Source organism: Hungatella hominis (assembly GCF_014288005.1).
Taxonomy (GTDB): Bacteria; Bacillota; Clostridia; order Lachnospirales; family Lachnospiraceae; genus Hungatella; species Hungatella effluvii.
Window position 1 is genome coordinate 43,231 of record NZ_JACOPB010000005.1, and the last position, 15,827, is coordinate 59,057.

21 protein-coding genes are annotated in these 15,827 nt (G+C 50.8%); 20 read left to right on the forward strand and 1 reads right to left on the reverse strand.

The genetic code is table 11. The annotated features are described in order from the left end of the window. The first annotated feature begins 30 nt into the window (after positions 1-30). From H8S75_RS12685 to pgeF, 20 genes are all read left to right on the forward strand, one after another. Positions 31-1,182 carry an ABC transporter substrate-binding protein gene (locus H8S75_RS12685; protein WP_187021957.1) on the forward strand — a complete coding sequence of 384 codons (1,152 nt, stop codon included), beginning with the start codon at positions 31-33 and terminating at the stop codon, positions 1,180-1,182. A gap of 14 nt (positions 1,183-1,196) precedes the next feature. Continuing rightward, positions 1,197-2,795 carry a sensor histidine kinase gene (locus H8S75_RS12690; RefSeq protein ID WP_187021958.1) on the forward strand — a complete coding sequence of 533 codons (1,599 nt, stop codon included), beginning with the start codon at positions 1,197-1,199 and terminating at the stop codon, positions 2,793-2,795. After that, entirely contained in the window at positions 2,755-3,432 is a 678-nt protein-coding gene (locus H8S75_RS12695; protein WP_002603954.1) for a response regulator transcription factor, read from the forward strand. The genes H8S75_RS12690 and H8S75_RS12695 overlap by 41 nt, the downstream gene beginning before the upstream one ends. Positions 3,433-3,645: 213 nt before the next feature. Next, positions 3,646-4,014, forward strand: a complete 369-nt coding sequence (locus H8S75_RS12700; RefSeq protein ID WP_110323187.1) for a VOC family protein — start codon at positions 3,646-3,648, stop codon at positions 4,012-4,014. A gap of 213 nt (positions 4,015-4,227) precedes the next feature. Beyond that, positions 4,228-4,959 (forward strand): alpha/beta fold hydrolase, encoded by a 732-nt coding sequence (locus H8S75_RS12705; protein WP_187021959.1) that lies wholly within the window; start codon positions 4,228-4,230, stop codon positions 4,957-4,959. Next, positions 4,949-5,512 (forward strand): cyclase family protein, encoded by a 564-nt coding sequence (locus H8S75_RS12710; protein WP_187021960.1) that lies wholly within the window; start codon positions 4,949-4,951, stop codon positions 5,510-5,512. Before H8S75_RS12705 ends, H8S75_RS12710 begins: the two co-directional genes overlap by 11 nt. 24 nt (positions 5,513-5,536) lie before the next feature. Further along, a complete protein-coding gene (locus H8S75_RS12715; protein ID WP_187021961.1) occupies positions 5,537-6,163 on the forward strand; it encodes a cysteine peptidase family C39 domain-containing protein in 627 nt (208 codons plus the stop codon). Between the two features lie 12 nt (positions 6,164-6,175). Continuing rightward, the gene (locus tag H8S75_RS12720) at positions 6,176-6,697 is read left to right on the forward strand and encodes an O-acetyl-ADP-ribose deacetylase (protein WP_187021962.1); all 522 of its coding nucleotides are present in this window, start codon (positions 6,176-6,178) and stop codon (positions 6,695-6,697) included. 68 nt (positions 6,698-6,765) lie between these two features. After that, a complete protein-coding gene (ylxM, locus tag H8S75_RS12725) occupies positions 6,766-7,116 on the forward strand; it encodes a YlxM family DNA-binding protein (protein WP_002603961.1) in 351 nt (116 codons plus the stop codon). 25 nt (positions 7,117-7,141) lie between these two features. Then, positions 7,142-8,491 (forward strand): signal recognition particle protein, encoded by a 1,350-nt coding sequence (gene ffh / locus H8S75_RS12730; RefSeq protein ID WP_002603962.1) that lies wholly within the window; start codon positions 7,142-7,144, stop codon positions 8,489-8,491. Between the two features lie 90 nt (positions 8,492-8,581). Beyond that, the gene (gene rpsP, locus H8S75_RS12735; RefSeq protein ID WP_002603963.1) at positions 8,582-8,824 is read left to right on the forward strand and encodes a 30S ribosomal protein S16; all 243 of its coding nucleotides are present in this window, start codon (positions 8,582-8,584) and stop codon (positions 8,822-8,824) included. Positions 8,825-8,875: 51 nt separating this feature from the next. Next, complete coding sequence (locus tag H8S75_RS12740; RefSeq protein ID WP_002603964.1) at positions 8,876-9,103, forward strand: KH domain-containing protein; 228 nt, start codon at positions 8,876-8,878, stop codon at positions 9,101-9,103. Between the two features lie 87 nt (positions 9,104-9,190). Then, entirely contained in the window at positions 9,191-9,703 is a 513-nt protein-coding gene (rimM, locus tag H8S75_RS12745; protein ID WP_117620649.1) for a ribosome maturation factor RimM, read from the forward strand. Between the two features lie 10 nt (positions 9,704-9,713). After that, on the forward strand, positions 9,714-10,508 hold the full coding sequence (gene trmD, locus H8S75_RS12750; RefSeq protein ID WP_187021963.1) for a tRNA (guanosine(37)-N1)-methyltransferase TrmD: 795 nt from the start codon (positions 9,714-9,716) through the stop codon (positions 10,506-10,508). A 101-nt stretch (positions 10,509-10,609) separates the two neighbouring features. Further along, positions 10,610-10,957, forward strand: coding sequence for a 50S ribosomal protein L19 (rplS, locus tag H8S75_RS12755; protein ID WP_002603967.1), 348 nt, complete (start codon positions 10,610-10,612; stop codon positions 10,955-10,957). Positions 10,958-11,022: 65 nt separating this feature from the next. After that, on the forward strand, positions 11,023-11,574 hold the full coding sequence (lepB, locus tag H8S75_RS12760; RefSeq protein ID WP_187021964.1) for a signal peptidase I: 552 nt from the start codon (positions 11,023-11,025) through the stop codon (positions 11,572-11,574). Between the two features lie 9 nt (positions 11,575-11,583). After that, positions 11,584-12,441, forward strand: a complete 858-nt coding sequence (ylqF, locus tag H8S75_RS12765) for a ribosome biogenesis GTPase YlqF (protein ID WP_187022203.1) — start codon at positions 11,584-11,586, stop codon at positions 12,439-12,441. 7 nt (positions 12,442-12,448) lie between these two features. After that, positions 12,449-13,090 (forward strand): ribonuclease HII, encoded by a 642-nt coding sequence (rnhB, locus tag H8S75_RS12770; protein WP_187021965.1) that lies wholly within the window; start codon positions 12,449-12,451, stop codon positions 13,088-13,090. 11 nt (positions 13,091-13,101) lie between these two features. Further along, complete coding sequence (locus H8S75_RS12775; protein ID WP_187021966.1) at positions 13,102-13,443, forward strand: YraN family protein; 342 nt, start codon at positions 13,102-13,104, stop codon at positions 13,441-13,443. Between the two features lie 58 nt (positions 13,444-13,501). Further along, entirely contained in the window at positions 13,502-14,359 is an 858-nt protein-coding gene (pgeF, locus tag H8S75_RS12780) for a peptidoglycan editing factor PgeF (protein ID WP_187021967.1), read from the forward strand. 175 nt (positions 14,360-14,534) lie between these two features. On the opposite strand, the gene H8S75_RS12785 is transcribed toward pgeF, so the two are convergent. After that, the gene (locus tag H8S75_RS12785) at positions 14,535-15,743 is read right to left on the reverse strand and encodes a ribose-phosphate pyrophosphokinase (protein ID WP_187021968.1); all 1,209 of its coding nucleotides are present in this window, start codon (positions 15,741-15,743) and stop codon (positions 14,535-14,537) included. Between the last annotated feature and the right edge of the window lie 84 nt (positions 15,744-15,827).

Consider the following 15,827-nt stretch of genomic DNA (forward strand, 5'->3'; position numbering starts at 1 on the left):
GAAAGCTAAGATGGAGAAGGAGGAAAGAATATGAAAAAATTACCAATTGGTCTGCTGACCGTGATGCTCTGCGGATTACTGGCGGGCTGCTCCGGAAATGGCGGACCGCAGCAGAATGCGGAGACGAAGGCGCCGGAAACAACGACAGAGGCAAAGCAGCAGCCAGAAGCGAATCCGACGACAGAAGCAGCCGCTGCAGAGGCGGCAAAAGGCCAGGAAACAGCAAAAGCTGCGGAAACGACGGAAGCCGCAAAACCGGAGACGGTAAAGCTGAGAGTCGCGTACCATCCGAATTTTGGGGGAAACAACCTTTATATCACCGCGGAGAAGAACGGCTTTTTTGAGGAAGAAGGACTCATAGTGGAGCCGGTTAAATTTACGGCTGGTCCGCAGGAGATTGCTGCCATGGTGGCCGGAGATGTGGATATCGGTTATATTGGCCACGGCGCCACGTTTTTGGCCGTACAGCGTCAGGTAAATGTCTTTTTGACGGAGTTTTTGGGAAATGGAGATGAACTTTTAACGTATAAGGAATCCGGCATCACATCGTTGGAGGATTTAAAGGGAAAAACCATTGCCACAGCGCCGGGGACATCGGGGGAAACGGTCTTAAAGCTGGCTTTGGAGAAAGCAGGCTTAAGCCGGGATGATGTCAGAATCGTCAATATGGACGCAGCGGGCATGGTGGCTGCAATTGTGGCGAAAAAGGTGGACGCCTGTACACTCTGGCCGCCGCAGACCAGTGAAGTTCGAAAAACCATGGGGGAAGAGAATGTTGTAAGACTGACCACGATCGGCGATTTCAGAGACCAGTTTGCATTCCCGGGCCACTGGGTGGTAACGCCTAAATATATGGACGCGCATCCGGATGTCATGGTACGTTTTTCAAGAGCCATGCTGAAGGCGATGGACTACCGCAAGGAACACCCGGAGGAAACGGCGGAAAACGTAGCTGAGTTTATCGATGCGCCGCTCGATGGTGTTGTGGCGGAGATGAACAACATCGATCTGTTCGATGCGGATTACTGTTACCAGGTTATGACCGACAAAACGGCGGCAAAATGGTATGATGCGCTTCAGAATTTATATGTACAGGACGGCAAAGTGGAGAAAACCGTGCCGGTAGAGGAATGGTTCTGCCCTCAGTTTGCCAAAGAAGCGTACGAATCCCTGCATAAGTAAACGGAGAATAAACGATGCTAATCATTATGATGGCCTTAATTGGCGCGGTAGCACTGATTGTCGTAGGGCTGCGCCGGGATAAGATATCTCTTCTTATTCTGGCGCTGTGCGGAAGCTTTATCGCCATGCTCGCGGGAATCGTGATCTATACGGCCAAGATCGGCGGCTTCTCGCGGAACCAGCAGATTCTTTTGTTTCTGCTTCCGAATATTCAGCAGTATTTGCAGTACCTTCCCATTACCCTTGACGTGCAGGGCTATGCAGCAGCAGTGGGAAGGTGCTGCTTTCCCTGCGTCCTGCTCCTGATTGCCCTGAACTACTCCATGAGCACCCTGGTGCGCAGACACATCAGAAAATTACGGATTCTGGCTTACTTTGTGGTGATCTGGCTGGTCTATTATTATCCGGCAGTCTTTCGGATGGGAGTGAGGGGGCGGTGGAAGCTGCAGCGCTTCATGGGAGTGATGGCAATGGTGTGGATTATGGCCTGCCTTCTGCTGGCGCTCTGTCTGCTGCTTCATGAGTACCGCAGTATTACCATTCCGTATTTTAAGAAGAACTTCCGGTATATCCTGCTGTCGTATATCAGTATGGCATTCCTGTATATTATCTATGGATTACAGGATCCCGCGCAGATTTACCAGTATTACAGCCTGGAGTTTTTGTGGATCTGGCGGGGAAGCTATACGGCGGGAATCATGTACTCCATTTCCTGGGCGGCTCTGATTCTCTGCTCTGTATTTTTTGTTATATTGGGTTCCGTCAATCTTTTGCGCTATACACAGATTACCTATCATCAGGATAAGGAAAGCTCTCCCCGTATCCGTTCTGCGGAGAACCGGGAAACCGTATCGCTGCAGAGCAGATTTGATCAGACGAGCCTTGGGGCCTCTGTGTTTGTGCACAGCATGAAGAACCAGCTGCTGGCAAACCGGATTCTGAATAAGAAACTGGGGCAGGCGCTAAAGGAGGATTCTCCGGATCTGGAAAAAATCAGAGGTATTGCGGCCCAGCTGAATCAGCTCAATGAGTCGATGGTGACACGGATGGAAGATTTGTACCGCGCTATCCGCACAAACTCCATTCTGCTGACACCTGTCTCCGTGCGTGAGATTGCGGAGGCGGCCATGGGCCGTTTTCATCAGAAATATCCGGACAGGGCTGCCGCAGTAGCGCTCTGCGATGAGGGGCTGATACTGGCAGATAAGGAGCACCTGGCCGAGGCGGTCTATAATCTGCTCTGCAACGGGCAGGAGGCGATCGCGGAAGCCGGACGAGAGTCTGTGGCAAATCTGCGGCTGACTATCCGGAGACAGCGCCTTTATACCGTGCTGGAGGTTCACGATAACGGAAAGGGGATTTCCAGAACCGACCGGCTGAAGATCTATGAACCGTTTTATACCAGCAAAAATACGAGCTATAACTGGGGGATGGGCCTCTATTATGTACGGAATACTGTAAAGAGCCACTACGGCACCCTGAGGATCGAAAGCCATCCGGAGACGGGTACCAGTTTTTTTATCATGCTGCCAAGCTACGGAACGGAAGATACAGGAAAGAGAGGTGGAAGCCGTGGAAAGGAAAATAAGAATTCTGGTTGCAGAGGATTTTGACCTCCTTCGTGAAGACCTCTGTGAATTCCTCGATTCTCAGGAGGACATGGAGGCAGCAGGCAGTGCCGGCGGAAAAGAAGAGATTGTAAAGCTGGCGCGGAAGATGGAATTTGATCTGATTCTGATGGATATAGAGATGGAGTATCTGACTTCCGGAATTGAGGCGGCCGAACAGATACGGAATGAAAAGCCGGAGGCACAGATTATATTTTTGACGGCCCATGACACGAACCAGATGATCTACACGGCGATGGGGGCTGGAGCTGTGGATTATATCGTCAAGGGATGCCCGGATGAAGAACTGCTTTTCCACATACGCAGCGCCTTTTCCGGTAAGCCGGTGATGGAGGCCAAAATTCAGAAAATGCTGATGAGCGAGTATTCCAGGCTGAGGCGAAGCGAGCAGAGCCTGTTGTTTTTCATTACCAATGTAGGACAGCTGACTCCTGTCGAACGGGAACTGGTGCGCCTGCTGCTGCAGAATTACAAAGTGGGGCAGATTGCCGAACTTCGGGTTGTTGAACTGGTTACGGTAAAGACTCAGATCAAGAGCCTGCTGAGAAAATTCAACTGTACAAGAACAAAGGAAATTGTGAACCTGATACATGAACTGAAATTGGAGCATTTGTTTCTATAGCCGTCAGACGGACAGGGGTAAAAGCCTTCCGGGGACGGCTTTTGTTGTGCAGTCCAATCTGAAATCTGAAATAATGGGCGCAAATATATAGAGAATAATAGCTTCGTGTGATATACTGATTTTATCCCGCAGAGGCTTTTTCGCCAGAAGAACTGCGGGATTGGAAAAACTTGCACAGGAAAGACAGAATCAATAGGATAAGGAGAAAAGAATATGACAGCATTTAACCATTTTAACTTCAACGTTCTCGATCTGGAAAAGAGTCTTGCATTCTATAAAGAGGCATTGGGCCTCATGCCGGTTCGTGAGAAGGAGGCCTCCGACGGTTCCTTTAAACTGGTTTACTTAGGAGACGGCAAAAGTGATTTCACACTGGAACTGACGTATTTGACGGACAGGAAGGAACCGTACGATTTAGGAGAATGTGAGTTCCACCTGGCGTTCGCCACGGATGAGTTCGACGCGCTCTATGAGAAACACAAAGCAATGGGCGTTATCTGCTTTGAAAATCCGGGAATGGGAATCTATTTTATCAGCGATCCGGATGGATACTGGATTGAGATCGTTCCGGCCAGGGGATAAACAGCACTGCATTGCGCAAATACCAGCGAAATCAACACCCGCTATCTACACCAGGTGCACGCCTGCAAAGCTAGTCGTAGCGCCCACTACGCCGTCGCTTTGCAGACGCACACCTGACGCAGATATCAGGCATTGATTTCACCGTTATTCACGCAGTGCAGTACTGGAGCATTTTTTCAGACATGCTATCATATAGAAAGAGGAGGGGATCAGATGGAACTACATGTCAATGGCGTCAAATTATATTACCGCGTTTCGGGCCATGGTCCGGCCGTGATCCTCGTTCACGGGAATGGGGAAGATCACTCCATTTTTGATGAGACAGCCGCGCTGCTAAGCTGCGATTATACCGTTTATGCCCTGGATTCGAGGGGGCACGGAAAGAGCTCGGCGGTGGAGACGCTGGGCTATCAGAACATGGCGGACGATGTGGCTTCGTTCATTCGGAAGCTGGACATCCGAAAACCGGTGTTCTGCGGCTTCAGCGACGGTGCGATCATCGGAATGCTGGTGGCTGAGCAGAATCCCGGCCTGCTGTCGAAGCTGATTCTCTGCGGCGGCAATGCCTATCCACAGGGAATAAAGGAAAAATGGTTTCAGCTGTTCCGCCTGATCAGTCATTTCGACAGGGATCCGAAGATACGGATGATGTTGGTGGAGCCGCAGATCACAGAGGAAGAGTTAAAACGGATTGAAGAGCCGGTGCTTATTCTGGCCGGAGAGAACGATATGATCAAGGAAGAGCATACCCGCTATCTGGCTTCGAAGATACCGGACAGCCGGCTCGTCATTCTTCCGGGGGAAAACCACGGCAGCTATGTGGTGCACAGCAGAAAACTGTACCATCTTATAAAAAAGTTTCTTGCAGAGAAGTTCCCGGCAGAGAAATTCCCGGCAGATCTGACGGGAAAAAATGGACAGGGAGGAACTGCACATGCTGATTGATTTGACGGTGGAAGTCACGCCAAAGGCTGCGGCGGATGCCCAGGGCAATGAGAAGAAGGCGCTGACGGGTCATCTTGGGACTCATTTTGATGTGATGGACCGGGAGTTTCCGCTGGAATACGTGAAGCGAAAAGGACTGGTCTTCGATGTCAGCCAGGTCTCCGGCCGTGATATCGAGTCCGGAGATATCTTCCTGGACCGGGTGGAGGCGGGAATGTTTGTGGCATTTTTCACAGGATTTCTGGAGCGGACCGGATATGGAACCCCGGTTTACTTTAAGGAGCATCCGCAGCTTTCGGATGAACTGATCGACCGGCTGCTGGACAGGGGCGTATCCATCATCGGCATCGACTGCGCAGGAATCCGGCGCGGTGCGGAACATACGCCGAAGGATCAGTACTGCGCGGACCGGAATACCTTTGTGGTGGAGAATTTATGCGGTTTATCCAGGCTCCTGGAGGGAGAAATGGCCGCGGAGGCCACCATTTATACGTTCCCTGTGCGTTTTAAGGGCATGACGGGGCTTCCGTGCCGCGTGGCAGGAGAGCGATGAGTATTTCATGCTCAGGAGAATAGAATGGACAGACGAAAGAAAATAATATGGATACTGACCGGCGCGGCCATTCTCATCCTGGCTGCGGCAGCACTTCTGGTATGGAGGCACAGAGGCGGAGGCGGGGAAGGCACAACGATTCAGAGCACAAAGGCACATCCGCTGCCGGAGGCAGTCTATTATCTGCAAAAGGATGAGGAGTGGGCGGCCGACCCGCTGGGAGAATCCCGCTTTACCATGGGCAGCTCCGGCTGTCTCGTTACCTGTCTGGCCACACTTTTTGATCTGTATGGCGAGTCCGTGACACCGGGAGAGCTGAACCGGCTCTTTACGGAACAGGACGTTTACAACGCATCCGGGGACGTAATCTGGGGAAATATCTCTTCCGTATATCCGGAAGCCACGGTAACGGTTTATAAAACGGTAGATGAACAGGCGATTGAGGCGGCTCTGGATCAACAGCAGTATCCGCTTGTCAGGGTTAAGAATCTGGGAGACGGATACTGGCACTGGGTGCTGCTGCTGGGAAGCGGTGACGATGGCTACTTATGCATGGATCCGCTCTACAGCGAAATGGAGGCCAGACCCTTAAGCGCCCATGGAAATACCGTGTATTCCTGGCGGCTTGTGACGCTGCCGGTGAAGGAATAGAAGGAGGCGTATATGGCGGCGAATACGGAAGTCACGACCATGCTGGGGGATATTACGAAGGTGGAAGGCCTGGATGCGATTGTCAATGCAGCCAATTCGTCTCTTCTGGGAGGCGGAGGCGTGGATGGAGCGATCCATCGGGCGGCCGGAAAGGATCTTTTGTTCGAGTGCCGGCTGCTGGGCGGCTGTAAGACGGGGCAGGCGAAGCTTACGCGTGGATACCGCCTTTCCTGCGGTCATATTATTCACACGGTGGGACCGGTCTGGACCGGGGGATCGAAAGGGGAAGCCGAGCTTCTGGCGTCCTGCTACAGAACCTCCCTGGAAGTGGCGAAACAGAACGGAATCAGAAGGATTGCATTTCCGTCCATCTCCACCGGAATTTACCGTTTCCCTGTGGATTTGGCGGCGGTGACGGCGGTGGGGGAAGTGAGACGCCGGATTGAAGAGTATCCGGACGCCTTCGATCTGATTTTATGGGTGTTGTTTGATGAAAAGACGAAGAGGGCCTATGATGCGGCCCTGGCAGAATAAAAAAAAGGTGTAAAGAAAAAATACTTGACACCCATAAAAAAGTAGTGTATGATAGCACAGGTGATGATATGGAAAAGATTGCAAGACAGGGCCTGCTGTATGATTTTTACGGCGCGCTTCTGACAGAACACCAGAGACAGGTTTACGAGGACGTGGTGCTGTATGACTTATCCTTAAGCGAGATCGCGGAGGAACAGGGCATCAGCCGTCAGGGAGTCCATGACCTGGTGAAGCGGTGTGACAGGATTCTGGAAGATTATGAAGAGAAACTTCATTTGATGGAAAAATTCGGGAATACGAAACGTCTGGCCAGAGAGATTCAGAGTCTGGCAGGAGAATTTTCCAGAACGGGCGACAGGAATCTGCTCCGGCGCATCGAAGAGATATCGGGCGAAATCATCGACCTGGAGGCTCATTAGAAAGGGTAGATCAGGAGGACATTAGATGGCTTTTGAGAGCTTATCCGATAAATTACAGAATGTATTTAAAAATTTAAGGGGCAAGGGACGCTTGACAGAAGCGGACGTAAAGGCAGCCTTAAAGGAAGTGAAGATGGCTCTGTTAGAGGCCGACGTAAGCTTCCGGGTAGTAAAACAGTTTATCAGCGCTGTACAGGAGCGGGCGGTTGGACAGGATGTCATGAACAGCTTAACTCCGGGACAGATGGTAATAAAGATAGTGAACGAGGAGCTTGTCAAGCTGATGGGTTCCGAGACCACTGAGATTCACTTAAAACCGGCGAATGAGATCACGATCATCATGATGGCAGGTCTCCAGGGTGCGGGTAAAACCACAACCACAGCCAAGATTGCCGGAAAATTAAAGGCCAAGGGAAGAAAACCTCTTCTGGCGGCGTGTGACGTCTACCGGCCGGCTGCCATTAAGCAGCTGCAGATCAATGGTGAGAAGCAGGGCGTTCCGGTGTTCTCCATGGGAGAAAACCACAAGCCTGCGGACATCGCGAAGGCGGCGGTGGAACATGCGTCAAAAAACGATCAGAATGTAGTAATTCTGGATACGGCCGGACGTCTTCATATCGATGAAGACATGATGAACGAGCTGGTGGAGATTAAGGAAGCCGTGGAGGTTCATCAGACGATTCTTGTAGTTGATGCCATGACAGGTCAGGACGCGGTCAATGTGGCCGGTATGTTCAATGACAAGATCGGTATTGACGGAGTTATCTTAACCAAGCTGGATGGCGATACCAGAGGCGGCGCGGCACTTTCGATCCGGTCTGTAACCGGAAAGCCGATTCTGTACATCGGTATGGGAGAAAAGCTGTCCGATTTGGAACAGTTTTATCCGGACCGTATGGCTTCGAGAATCCTCGGAATGGGCGATATCCTTTCTCTGATCGAGAAGGCGGAGAGCCAGGTGGATGAGGAGAAGGCGAAAGAGCTGTCTCAGAAGCTGCGGAAGGCCGAATTTGATTACAACGATTTCCTGGACCAGATGAACCAGATCAAAAAGATGGGCGGCATGTCGAGCATTATGAACATGATGCCTGGTATGGGGCAGATGAAGGACGTGGAAGTGGACGAAAAAGCCATGGACCGCGTGGAAGCCATTATCCTGTCTATGACGGATAAGGAACGGACGAATCCGGACCTCATGAAGAACGCTTCCAGAAAACAGAGGGTTGCCAGAGGCGCCGGTGTTGATATCAGTGAAGTCAACCGGATCGTCAAGCAGTTCGACCAGATGAAGAAGATGATGAAGCAGCTTCCCGGCATGATGGGCGGCGGCAAGAAGAAGGGCGGATTATTCGGCAAGTTCAAGATGCCGTTTTAACCGGAGTAAAGAAGTTAGCAAGGCAGTTTTACTGCATTGACTATAGATACGCAGTATGCGAAAACACAAATATTCAAGGAGGTGAATCACATGGCAGTAAAGATGAGATTAAAGAGAATGGGACAGAAGAAGGCTCCTTTCTATAGAATTGTAGTTGCAGATTCCAGATCCCCAAGAGATGGCAAGTTCATTGAAGAGGTTGGTTATTACGATCCGAACACAGATCCGAGCGTAATCAAGTTCAACGAAGAGTCCGCTAAGAAGTGGTTAGCAACAGGTGCTCAGCCAACTGAGAAGGTAAGCAAGCTTTTGAAAATCGCCGGCATCCAGTAGTTTAATAGGAAAGTCCCCCTTACAACCGTTTGGGGGAAAGTGGTGAAGCATATGAAAGAATTAGTAGAAGTAATTGCGAAAGCACTGGTTGATAATCCAGACGAGGTTGCTGTTACCGAGTCTGTGAAAGACGACGAAATCGTCCTTGAACTTACGGTAGCGCCTTCCGATATGGGTAAAGTCATCGGCAAGCAGGGCAGGATCGCTAAGGCTATCCGTTCTGTAGTAAAAGCAGCAGCTTCCAAAGAAGACAAGAAGGTTATTGTAGAAATTCAGTAGCCAATACGTAAACGAAGACCGCCGGCCTGTCAGGAAGACGGTCTTTTCTATATTATGGCAAAGTGTTATTTGCAAGGGAGAAAAATGATGGAACAGTTACTGAGAGTTGGCGTTATTTCCTCTACACACGGTGTCAAAGGGGAGGTCAAGGTTTTCCCAACGACAGATGACGCGGCGCGTTTTAAAAAGCTGAAGCAAGTGATTCTGGATACGGGAAAAGAACAGCTGAAACTGGAAATTGAGGGTGTTAAATTCTTTAAAAATATGGTTATACTGAAGTTTAAGGGATATGACACAATTGAAGACATAGAGAAGTACAAGGGAAAAGACATTCTTGTCACGAGAGACCAGGCGGTGAAGCTGGGGCCGGATGAGAATTTTATTGTTGACCTGATCGGTTTAAAGGTGGTGACTGAGGACGGGGAACCGTTCGGCACCCTGACGGATGTCATCAAGACCGGTGCTAACGATGTGTACGAGGTGAAGACGGCGGAAGGGAAGGAAGTCCTTTTGCCCGCCATCCGAGAGTGCATCCGGAATGTGGATTTAGAGGCGGGAGTGATTACGGTCCATATTATGGACGGACTTCTGGACTTATAAGGAGGAAAATATGAACTTCCATATACTGACTTTATTTCCCGACATGGTGTTAGACGGCCTTCACACCAGCATCATCGGCAGAGCCGTGGAGAATGGCCTGATTTCAATTGAAGCCATAGATATCAGGGAATACTCGACGGACAAGCACCGGCATGTGGACGACTATCCGTACGGCGGCGGCGCGGGCATGGTGATGCAGCCGATGCCCATCTGTGATGCCTACGACGACCTGTGTGACAGAATCGGAAAGAAGCCCCGGGTGATTTATCTGACTCCGCAGGGCACTGTCTTCAGCCAGAAGATCGCAGAAGAGCTGGCGGCCGAGGAGGAACTGGTATTTCTGTGCGGCCATTACGAGGGCGTGGATGAGCGCGCCCTGGAACTGGTGGCCACGGATTACCTGTCCATCGGTGACTACGTTCTGACCGGCGGAGAGCTGCCGGCCATGGTTATGATCGACTGCATTTCCCGCCTCGTTCCCGGCGTGCTGAATAACGATGTCTCGGCGGAGTTCGAGTCCTTTCACGACAATCTTCTGGAATATCCGCAGTATACCAGGCCGGAAGAGTATAAAGGCCTGCGGGTACCGGAGGTTCTGCTTTCCGGACACCATAAGAATATCGACACCTGGCGGAGAGAACAGTCCATCAAACGGACGTATGAGAGACGGCCTGATCTGTTAAAGGATGCGGTGCTGTCGAAAAAGGAACAGGAATATCTGGAGAGTCTGGCGAAGAAGCCGGAAAATCAGGATATTCAGGAAGAAAATTGCAAAAAGGGACTTGCAATCGACAATTCTTTATGATAAAATATTAGACGTTGTGACGCAAGGAGATGGTCCTCTGTTACGGATTACATCAGTATGAAGTATTAAGAACATCAAATAAAATTTAGGAGGTTCACACGATGAACGACATTATCAAGAATATTGAAGCAGCACAGTTAAAGCAGACAGTACCGGAGTTCCACGTTGGCGATACCGTTAAGGTATACAACAAGATCAAAGAGGGAACCCGCGAGAGAATCCAGATTTTCGAGGGAACTGTTATTAAGAGACAGAACGGCGGCGCAAGAGAGACTTTCACAGTAAGAAAGAACTCCAACGGCATCGGCGTTGAGAAGACATGGCCATTACATTCTCCTTCTGTAGATAACATTGAAGTGATCAGAAGAGGTAAAGTAAGAAGAGCGAAACTGAATTACTTAAGAGACAGAGTAGGTAAAGCTGCTAAGGTTAAAGAGTTAGTGAAATAATTCTGAGACAGCCAGGGGGACAATGAAAATTGTCCCTTTCTTAATAGATGGGATGTGCATAAAGAGTGGAGTTTTATAACAGTGAAGAGAACAACCGGATCCGCCATGTGGTTAACTGGATTGTAGACATTACCGTTGTGATCGCGTTTGCATGGTTTATTGTTTATGCATATGGGACCCAGATTCCGATTGCAGGACATTCCATGACTCCGCTTCTGCAGTCGGAGGATGTAGTACTGATGGACCGTCTGTCTTACGATTTCGGGAAGCCGGACCGTTTTGACGTAGTGGTGTTTGAACGGGAAGACCAGAAGATGAACGTAAAGCGCGTGATCGGTCTGCCCGGTGAGACCGTGCAGATTAAGGGCGGTCAGATTTATATCAATGATGAGTTAATGGAACAGCCGGAAGGAGCTGGCAGCATTTCACTGGCAGGTATCGCGGAGAACCCGGTAAAGCTGGGGGAAGACGAGTATTTCCTTTTAGGCGATAACAGAGACAGCAGCGAAGACAGCCGTTTTTCCAATGTGGGCAACGTGAGCGGAAAGCAGATTCAGGGAAGAGTCTGGATCCGGATTGCACCATTGGCGAATCTGGAGCTGATTCGTTCGAAATAGAGGTAGATGATGAATATACAGTGGTATCCGGGTCATATGACCAAGGCCAAAAGGGCCATGAAGGAAGATATCAAATTAATCGATTTAATTATAGAACTGGTAGACGCCAGAGTTCCGCTTTCCAGCCGGAACCCGGATATCGATGATCTTGGAGCGGGAAAGGCGCGGCTGATCCTGCTTAACAAGTCCGATCTTGCCGATGAGCGCTGCAACCTTAAGTGGGCCGCTTACTTCCAGGATAAGGGATACTTCGTGGTAAAGGTGAACTCCAAGAGCGGAGCCGGTCTAAAGGCGATTAACGGAGTCGTGCAGGAAGCGTGTAAGGAAAAGATCGAGCGCGACCGGAGGCGGGGAATCTTAAACCGTCCGGTTCGTGCCATGGTGGTGGGAATCCCCAACGTGGGCAAGTCTACGTTTATCAATTCCTTTGCCGGCAAGGCATGCGCGAAGACCGGAAACAAGCCGGGCGTGACGAAAGGCAATCAGTGGATCCGGCTTAATAAGAGCCTGGAGCTTCTTGATACCCCGGGAATCTTATGGCCTAAGTTTGAGGATCAGGTGGTGGGAATCCGCCTTGCGCTGATCGGTTCGATTAACGACGAGATTTTAAATAAAGATGAACTGGCACTGGAGCTGATCCGCTTCCTTCAGAAACAGTATCCGAACGTGCTGGAAGACAAATACCAGACGGATGCTTCCGATGCAGTGGGACTTCTAAAACAGATCGCAAAGGCCAGAGCGTGCCTCTCAAAAGGCGGGGAACTGGATCTTGCAAAGGCTTCCCGCCTTCTGATCGATGATTTCCGAAGTGGGAAACTGGGGAAGATCACTCTGGAATTACCTTCAGAGAATACGAAAGCGGAGTAAACCTACGATGAGAAAGTTAAGCGAAGAAAAACTGGCTGCTGAGCGGGAACGCTTAGAGCTGATGAAAAGCTACGAAAGGCAGTATAAGGATAGTGTCCTCGTCTGTGGAATCGATGAGGCCGGCAGAGGACCTCTTGCAGGGCCGGTTGTGGCCGGAGCGGTGATCCTTCCGCGGGACTGTGAGATCCTGTTTTTAAATGATTCGAAGAAGCTGTCGGAGAAGCGGCGTGAGGAACTGTTTCTGGAGATCCAGGAGAAGGCGTTGAGCTTTGCCGTTGGAGTGGTCGGACCGGAGCGGATCGATGAGATCAATATTCTTCAGGCCACGTATGAGGCCATGCGGCTGGCAGTCAGCCAGCTTACCTCTGTCCCGCAGGTGCTTTTAAACGACGCAGTGACGATTCCGGGACTGGATATCCCGCAGGTCCCGATCGTTAAGGGCGATGCGAAGAGCGTCTCCATCGCGGCGGGCAGCATCATGGCAAAGGTTACGAGGGACCATATGATGGCAGAGTACGACAAGCTGTTCCCGGAGTACGGTTTTGCAAAGCATAAAGGCTACGGAACGGCGGCGCACATCGCGGCGCTTAAGGAGATCGGTCCGTGTGCCATTCACCGGAGGAGTTTTATCAGGAATTTTGTGGACTGATGGGGAATTGAATGAATAAGCGTGAGATTGGCAGCGGCTATGAAGAGATGGCGGCTGCCTATTTGATAGAACAGGGCTATAAAATCGTTGCCCGGAATTTTTCGGGCCGGAGCGGGGAGATCGACATCATCGCGCGGGACGGGGAGTACCTGGTCTTCGTCGAGGTGAAATACCGGCGGGATGAGAGACAGGGCAGCCCCGCGGAGGCGGTGGACTACAGAAAACAGCAGCACATCCGCCGCGTGGCAGAATACTATTTATACAAAAACCGGGTCAGTGAGGCCATGCCGTGCCGCTTTGATGTGGTCGCCATCCTCGGAGACCGGATCACGCTGATCCGTGACGCATTTTGACGCCTCGCAGGATAATGGCTGAGAATAGCAGCTCTGACAATACAGGAGGTTTTATTTTATGAACGATATATGGAAGCGAAAACAGGAACTGCCGGTGCTTGAATGCCGGATGGCGGATGGCGTTCCCTATCTGTCTTTTCCGATGCTGGAGAAGACCGGCATCGTGCGCCACGGGTTTTCCACCCGCATGGGAGGCGTGAGCACCGGCGTGTATGCTACCATGAATTTCGCATTTTTAAAGGGGGACGATCCAGACCATGTGCGGGAGAATTACCGCAGGATGGCGAAGGCGATCGGAGTGGATGAGGAGAGAATGGTACTGTCCTGGCAGACTCACACGACCAACATCCGCAGGGTGACGGAAGAAGATGCGGGCAAGGGGATCACCAGGGAACGGGACTATCAGGACATCGACGGCCTGATCACGGATGTGCCGGGCATGACGCTGGTGACGTTTTACGCGGACTGTGTGCCGCTCTACTTCCTCGATCCAATCCATTGGGCTATAGGCTTAAGCCACTCCGGCTGGAGAGGAACGGTGGCCCGTATGGGCCAGGTGACGCTGGAAGCCATGAGCCGGGAGTACGGCTCGAAGCCGGAGGACATCATTGCCTGCATCGGCCCCAGTATCTGTCAGGACTGCTACGAAGTGGGAGAGGAAGTGGCTGCTGAATTTCGCCGGGCATTTTCGGAAGAATACTGGCCGGAACTGCTTCGGGAGAAGCCAAACGGAAAATTCCTGCTGAATCTCTGGCGTGCCAATGAGATTGTCCTTCTGGAAGCGGGAGTAAAGGCGGATAATATCCAGATTACCGATATCTGTACCCACTGCAATCCGGACTACTTATTTTCCCACAGGACGATGGGGAATGAGAGAGGAAATTTAGCGGCATTTCTTTCCATAAAAGAATTGTAAGGAGCGCTTGCCGAAACAGAAGAAAGAGTTTGGTAAGCTGGACTCTTGCGCAGGAGGTTTTTTATTTCACAGCCTGGACTTTTCTTTGAAATAAAAGACCCCCTCCGAAACGGTCGTGATACCGTCTGAGGGGGTCTTGCATATGCCGCCTGAGCAGCCTTTCGGGAGACTGCAGCTACAGGATGGTCTGATAGTAATCGTATCCGTCGCTGTGGCGTTTCTTGAGCAGATTCTGAATCTTCTCCGTAGGGGAAAGCGCCGTGCTGATCGATACGTCATGATTTAAGGAATTGATGATGGCGGCGATATACTTGCTGATATCGGCTTCCACGTACCATTCGCGGCTCAGCAGCTCCTTCGGGCGGTAGCTTAAGTTGGTAGTCACAACCAGATCGATGTATTCCTTTGCATAGTATTCGTCGAACTTGTCCAGGCCGTTTGTGAAGAGTCCGAAGGTACAGCAGACAATGACCTTTTCCACTCCCCGTTCCTTTAACTCCTTGGCTGTGTCCAGCATGCTCTCGCCGGAGGAGATCATGTCATCCACGATGAGAACAGTCTTGCCTTCCACAGAAGCGCCCAGGAACTCATGGGCTACGATGGGATTGCGTCCGCCTACGACTCTGGAGTAGTCTCTTCTCTTATAGAACATACCCATGTCCACGCTTAAGTTGTTGGCCAGATAGACGGCGCGGTCCATGGCGCCCTCGTCCGGACTGATGACCATGAGATGATCCTTGTCGATGGGCAGATTCGGATAATGGCATAAAAATGCCTTTACAAACTGGTAGGTAGGCATAAAATTATCGAATCCGTGAAGCGGTATCGCATTCTGCACACGCGGATCATGGGCATCAAAGGTGATGATGTTGCTGACACCCATGGAGGTCAGCTCTTCCAGCGCCATGGCGCAGTCGAGGGATTCGCGCTTGCTTCTCTTGTGCTGGCGGCTCTCATAGAGAAAAGGCATGATAACATTGACGCGGTGTGCCGTAGCCGAGCAGGCGCCTATAATTCGCTTTAAATCCTGGAAATGGTCGTCCGGAGACATATGATTGGTATAACCATTGACGGTATAGGATATGCTGTAATTAGTGATGTCCACCATTGCAAAAATATCGGTACCTCTGACGGACTCTTTGATGATGCCTTTGGCTTCACCGCTTCCGAAACGGGGACAGTCGCAGCTAAGAAGATAAGAATCGACATCGTATCCACGGTAGTGGAGATCGGCCTCGCGCCGCTTTAATTCCTCGATATCGTTTCGACGGAAATCTACGATATGGTCGTTGACTTTTCCTGCCAGTTCCCGGCAGCTTTCCAGTGCCGCGATCTTTAGCGGTGCAACCGGCAGCTGGTCATTAAATACATAATCATTTGCCATGATAATGAAATCCTCCATAAATTAATAACAGGCAGTCCCGTAAGACTGCCCAGTTCTAATCTTACATCCATTTATACCATTCTT

What these genes read in the sequence shown, in the direction of transcription:
- H8S75_RS12685 (WP_187021957.1), top strand. Translation starts at nt 31, where the DNA reads ATGAAAAAATTACCAATTGGTCTGCTGACCGTGATGCTCTGCGGATTA.
- H8S75_RS12690 (WP_187021958.1), top strand. Translation starts at nt 1,197, where the DNA reads ATGCTAATCATTATGATGGCCTTAATTGGCGCGGTAGCACTGATTGTC.
- H8S75_RS12700 (WP_110323187.1), top strand. Translation starts at nt 3,646, where the DNA reads ATGACAGCATTTAACCATTTTAACTTCAACGTTCTCGATCTGGAAAAG.
- H8S75_RS12705 (WP_187021959.1), top strand. Translation starts at nt 4,228, where the DNA reads ATGGAACTACATGTCAATGGCGTCAAATTATATTACCGCGTTTCGGGC.
- H8S75_RS12710 (WP_187021960.1), top strand. Translation starts at nt 4,949, where the DNA reads ATGCTGATTGATTTGACGGTGGAAGTCACGCCAAAGGCTGCGGCGGAT.
- H8S75_RS12715 (WP_187021961.1), top strand. Translation starts at nt 5,537, where the DNA reads ATGGACAGACGAAAGAAAATAATATGGATACTGACCGGCGCGGCCATT.
- H8S75_RS12720 (WP_187021962.1), top strand. Translation starts at nt 6,176, where the DNA reads ATGGCGGCGAATACGGAAGTCACGACCATGCTGGGGGATATTACGAAG.
- ylxM (WP_002603961.1), top strand. Translation starts at nt 6,766, where the DNA reads ATGGAAAAGATTGCAAGACAGGGCCTGCTGTATGATTTTTACGGCGCG.
- ffh (WP_002603962.1), top strand. Translation starts at nt 7,142, where the DNA reads ATGGCTTTTGAGAGCTTATCCGATAAATTACAGAATGTATTTAAAAAT.
- rpsP (WP_002603963.1), top strand. Translation starts at nt 8,582, where the DNA reads ATGGCAGTAAAGATGAGATTAAAGAGAATGGGACAGAAGAAGGCTCCT.
- H8S75_RS12740 (WP_002603964.1), top strand. Translation starts at nt 8,876, where the DNA reads ATGAAAGAATTAGTAGAAGTAATTGCGAAAGCACTGGTTGATAATCCA.
- rimM (WP_117620649.1), top strand. Translation starts at nt 9,191, where the DNA reads ATGGAACAGTTACTGAGAGTTGGCGTTATTTCCTCTACACACGGTGTC.
- trmD (WP_187021963.1), top strand. Translation starts at nt 9,714, where the DNA reads ATGAACTTCCATATACTGACTTTATTTCCCGACATGGTGTTAGACGGC.
- rplS (WP_002603967.1), top strand. Translation starts at nt 10,610, where the DNA reads ATGAACGACATTATCAAGAATATTGAAGCAGCACAGTTAAAGCAGACA.
- ylqF (WP_187022203.1), top strand. Translation starts at nt 11,584, where the DNA reads ATGAATATACAGTGGTATCCGGGTCATATGACCAAGGCCAAAAGGGCC.
- rnhB (WP_187021965.1), top strand. Translation starts at nt 12,449, where the DNA reads ATGAGAAAGTTAAGCGAAGAAAAACTGGCTGCTGAGCGGGAACGCTTA.
- H8S75_RS12775 (WP_187021966.1), top strand. Translation starts at nt 13,102, where the DNA reads ATGAATAAGCGTGAGATTGGCAGCGGCTATGAAGAGATGGCGGCTGCC.
- pgeF (WP_187021967.1), top strand. Translation starts at nt 13,502, where the DNA reads ATGAACGATATATGGAAGCGAAAACAGGAACTGCCGGTGCTTGAATGC.
- H8S75_RS12785 (WP_187021968.1), bottom strand. Translation starts at nt 15,743, where the DNA reads ATGGCAAATGATTATGTATTTAATGACCAGCTGCCGGTTGCACCGCTA.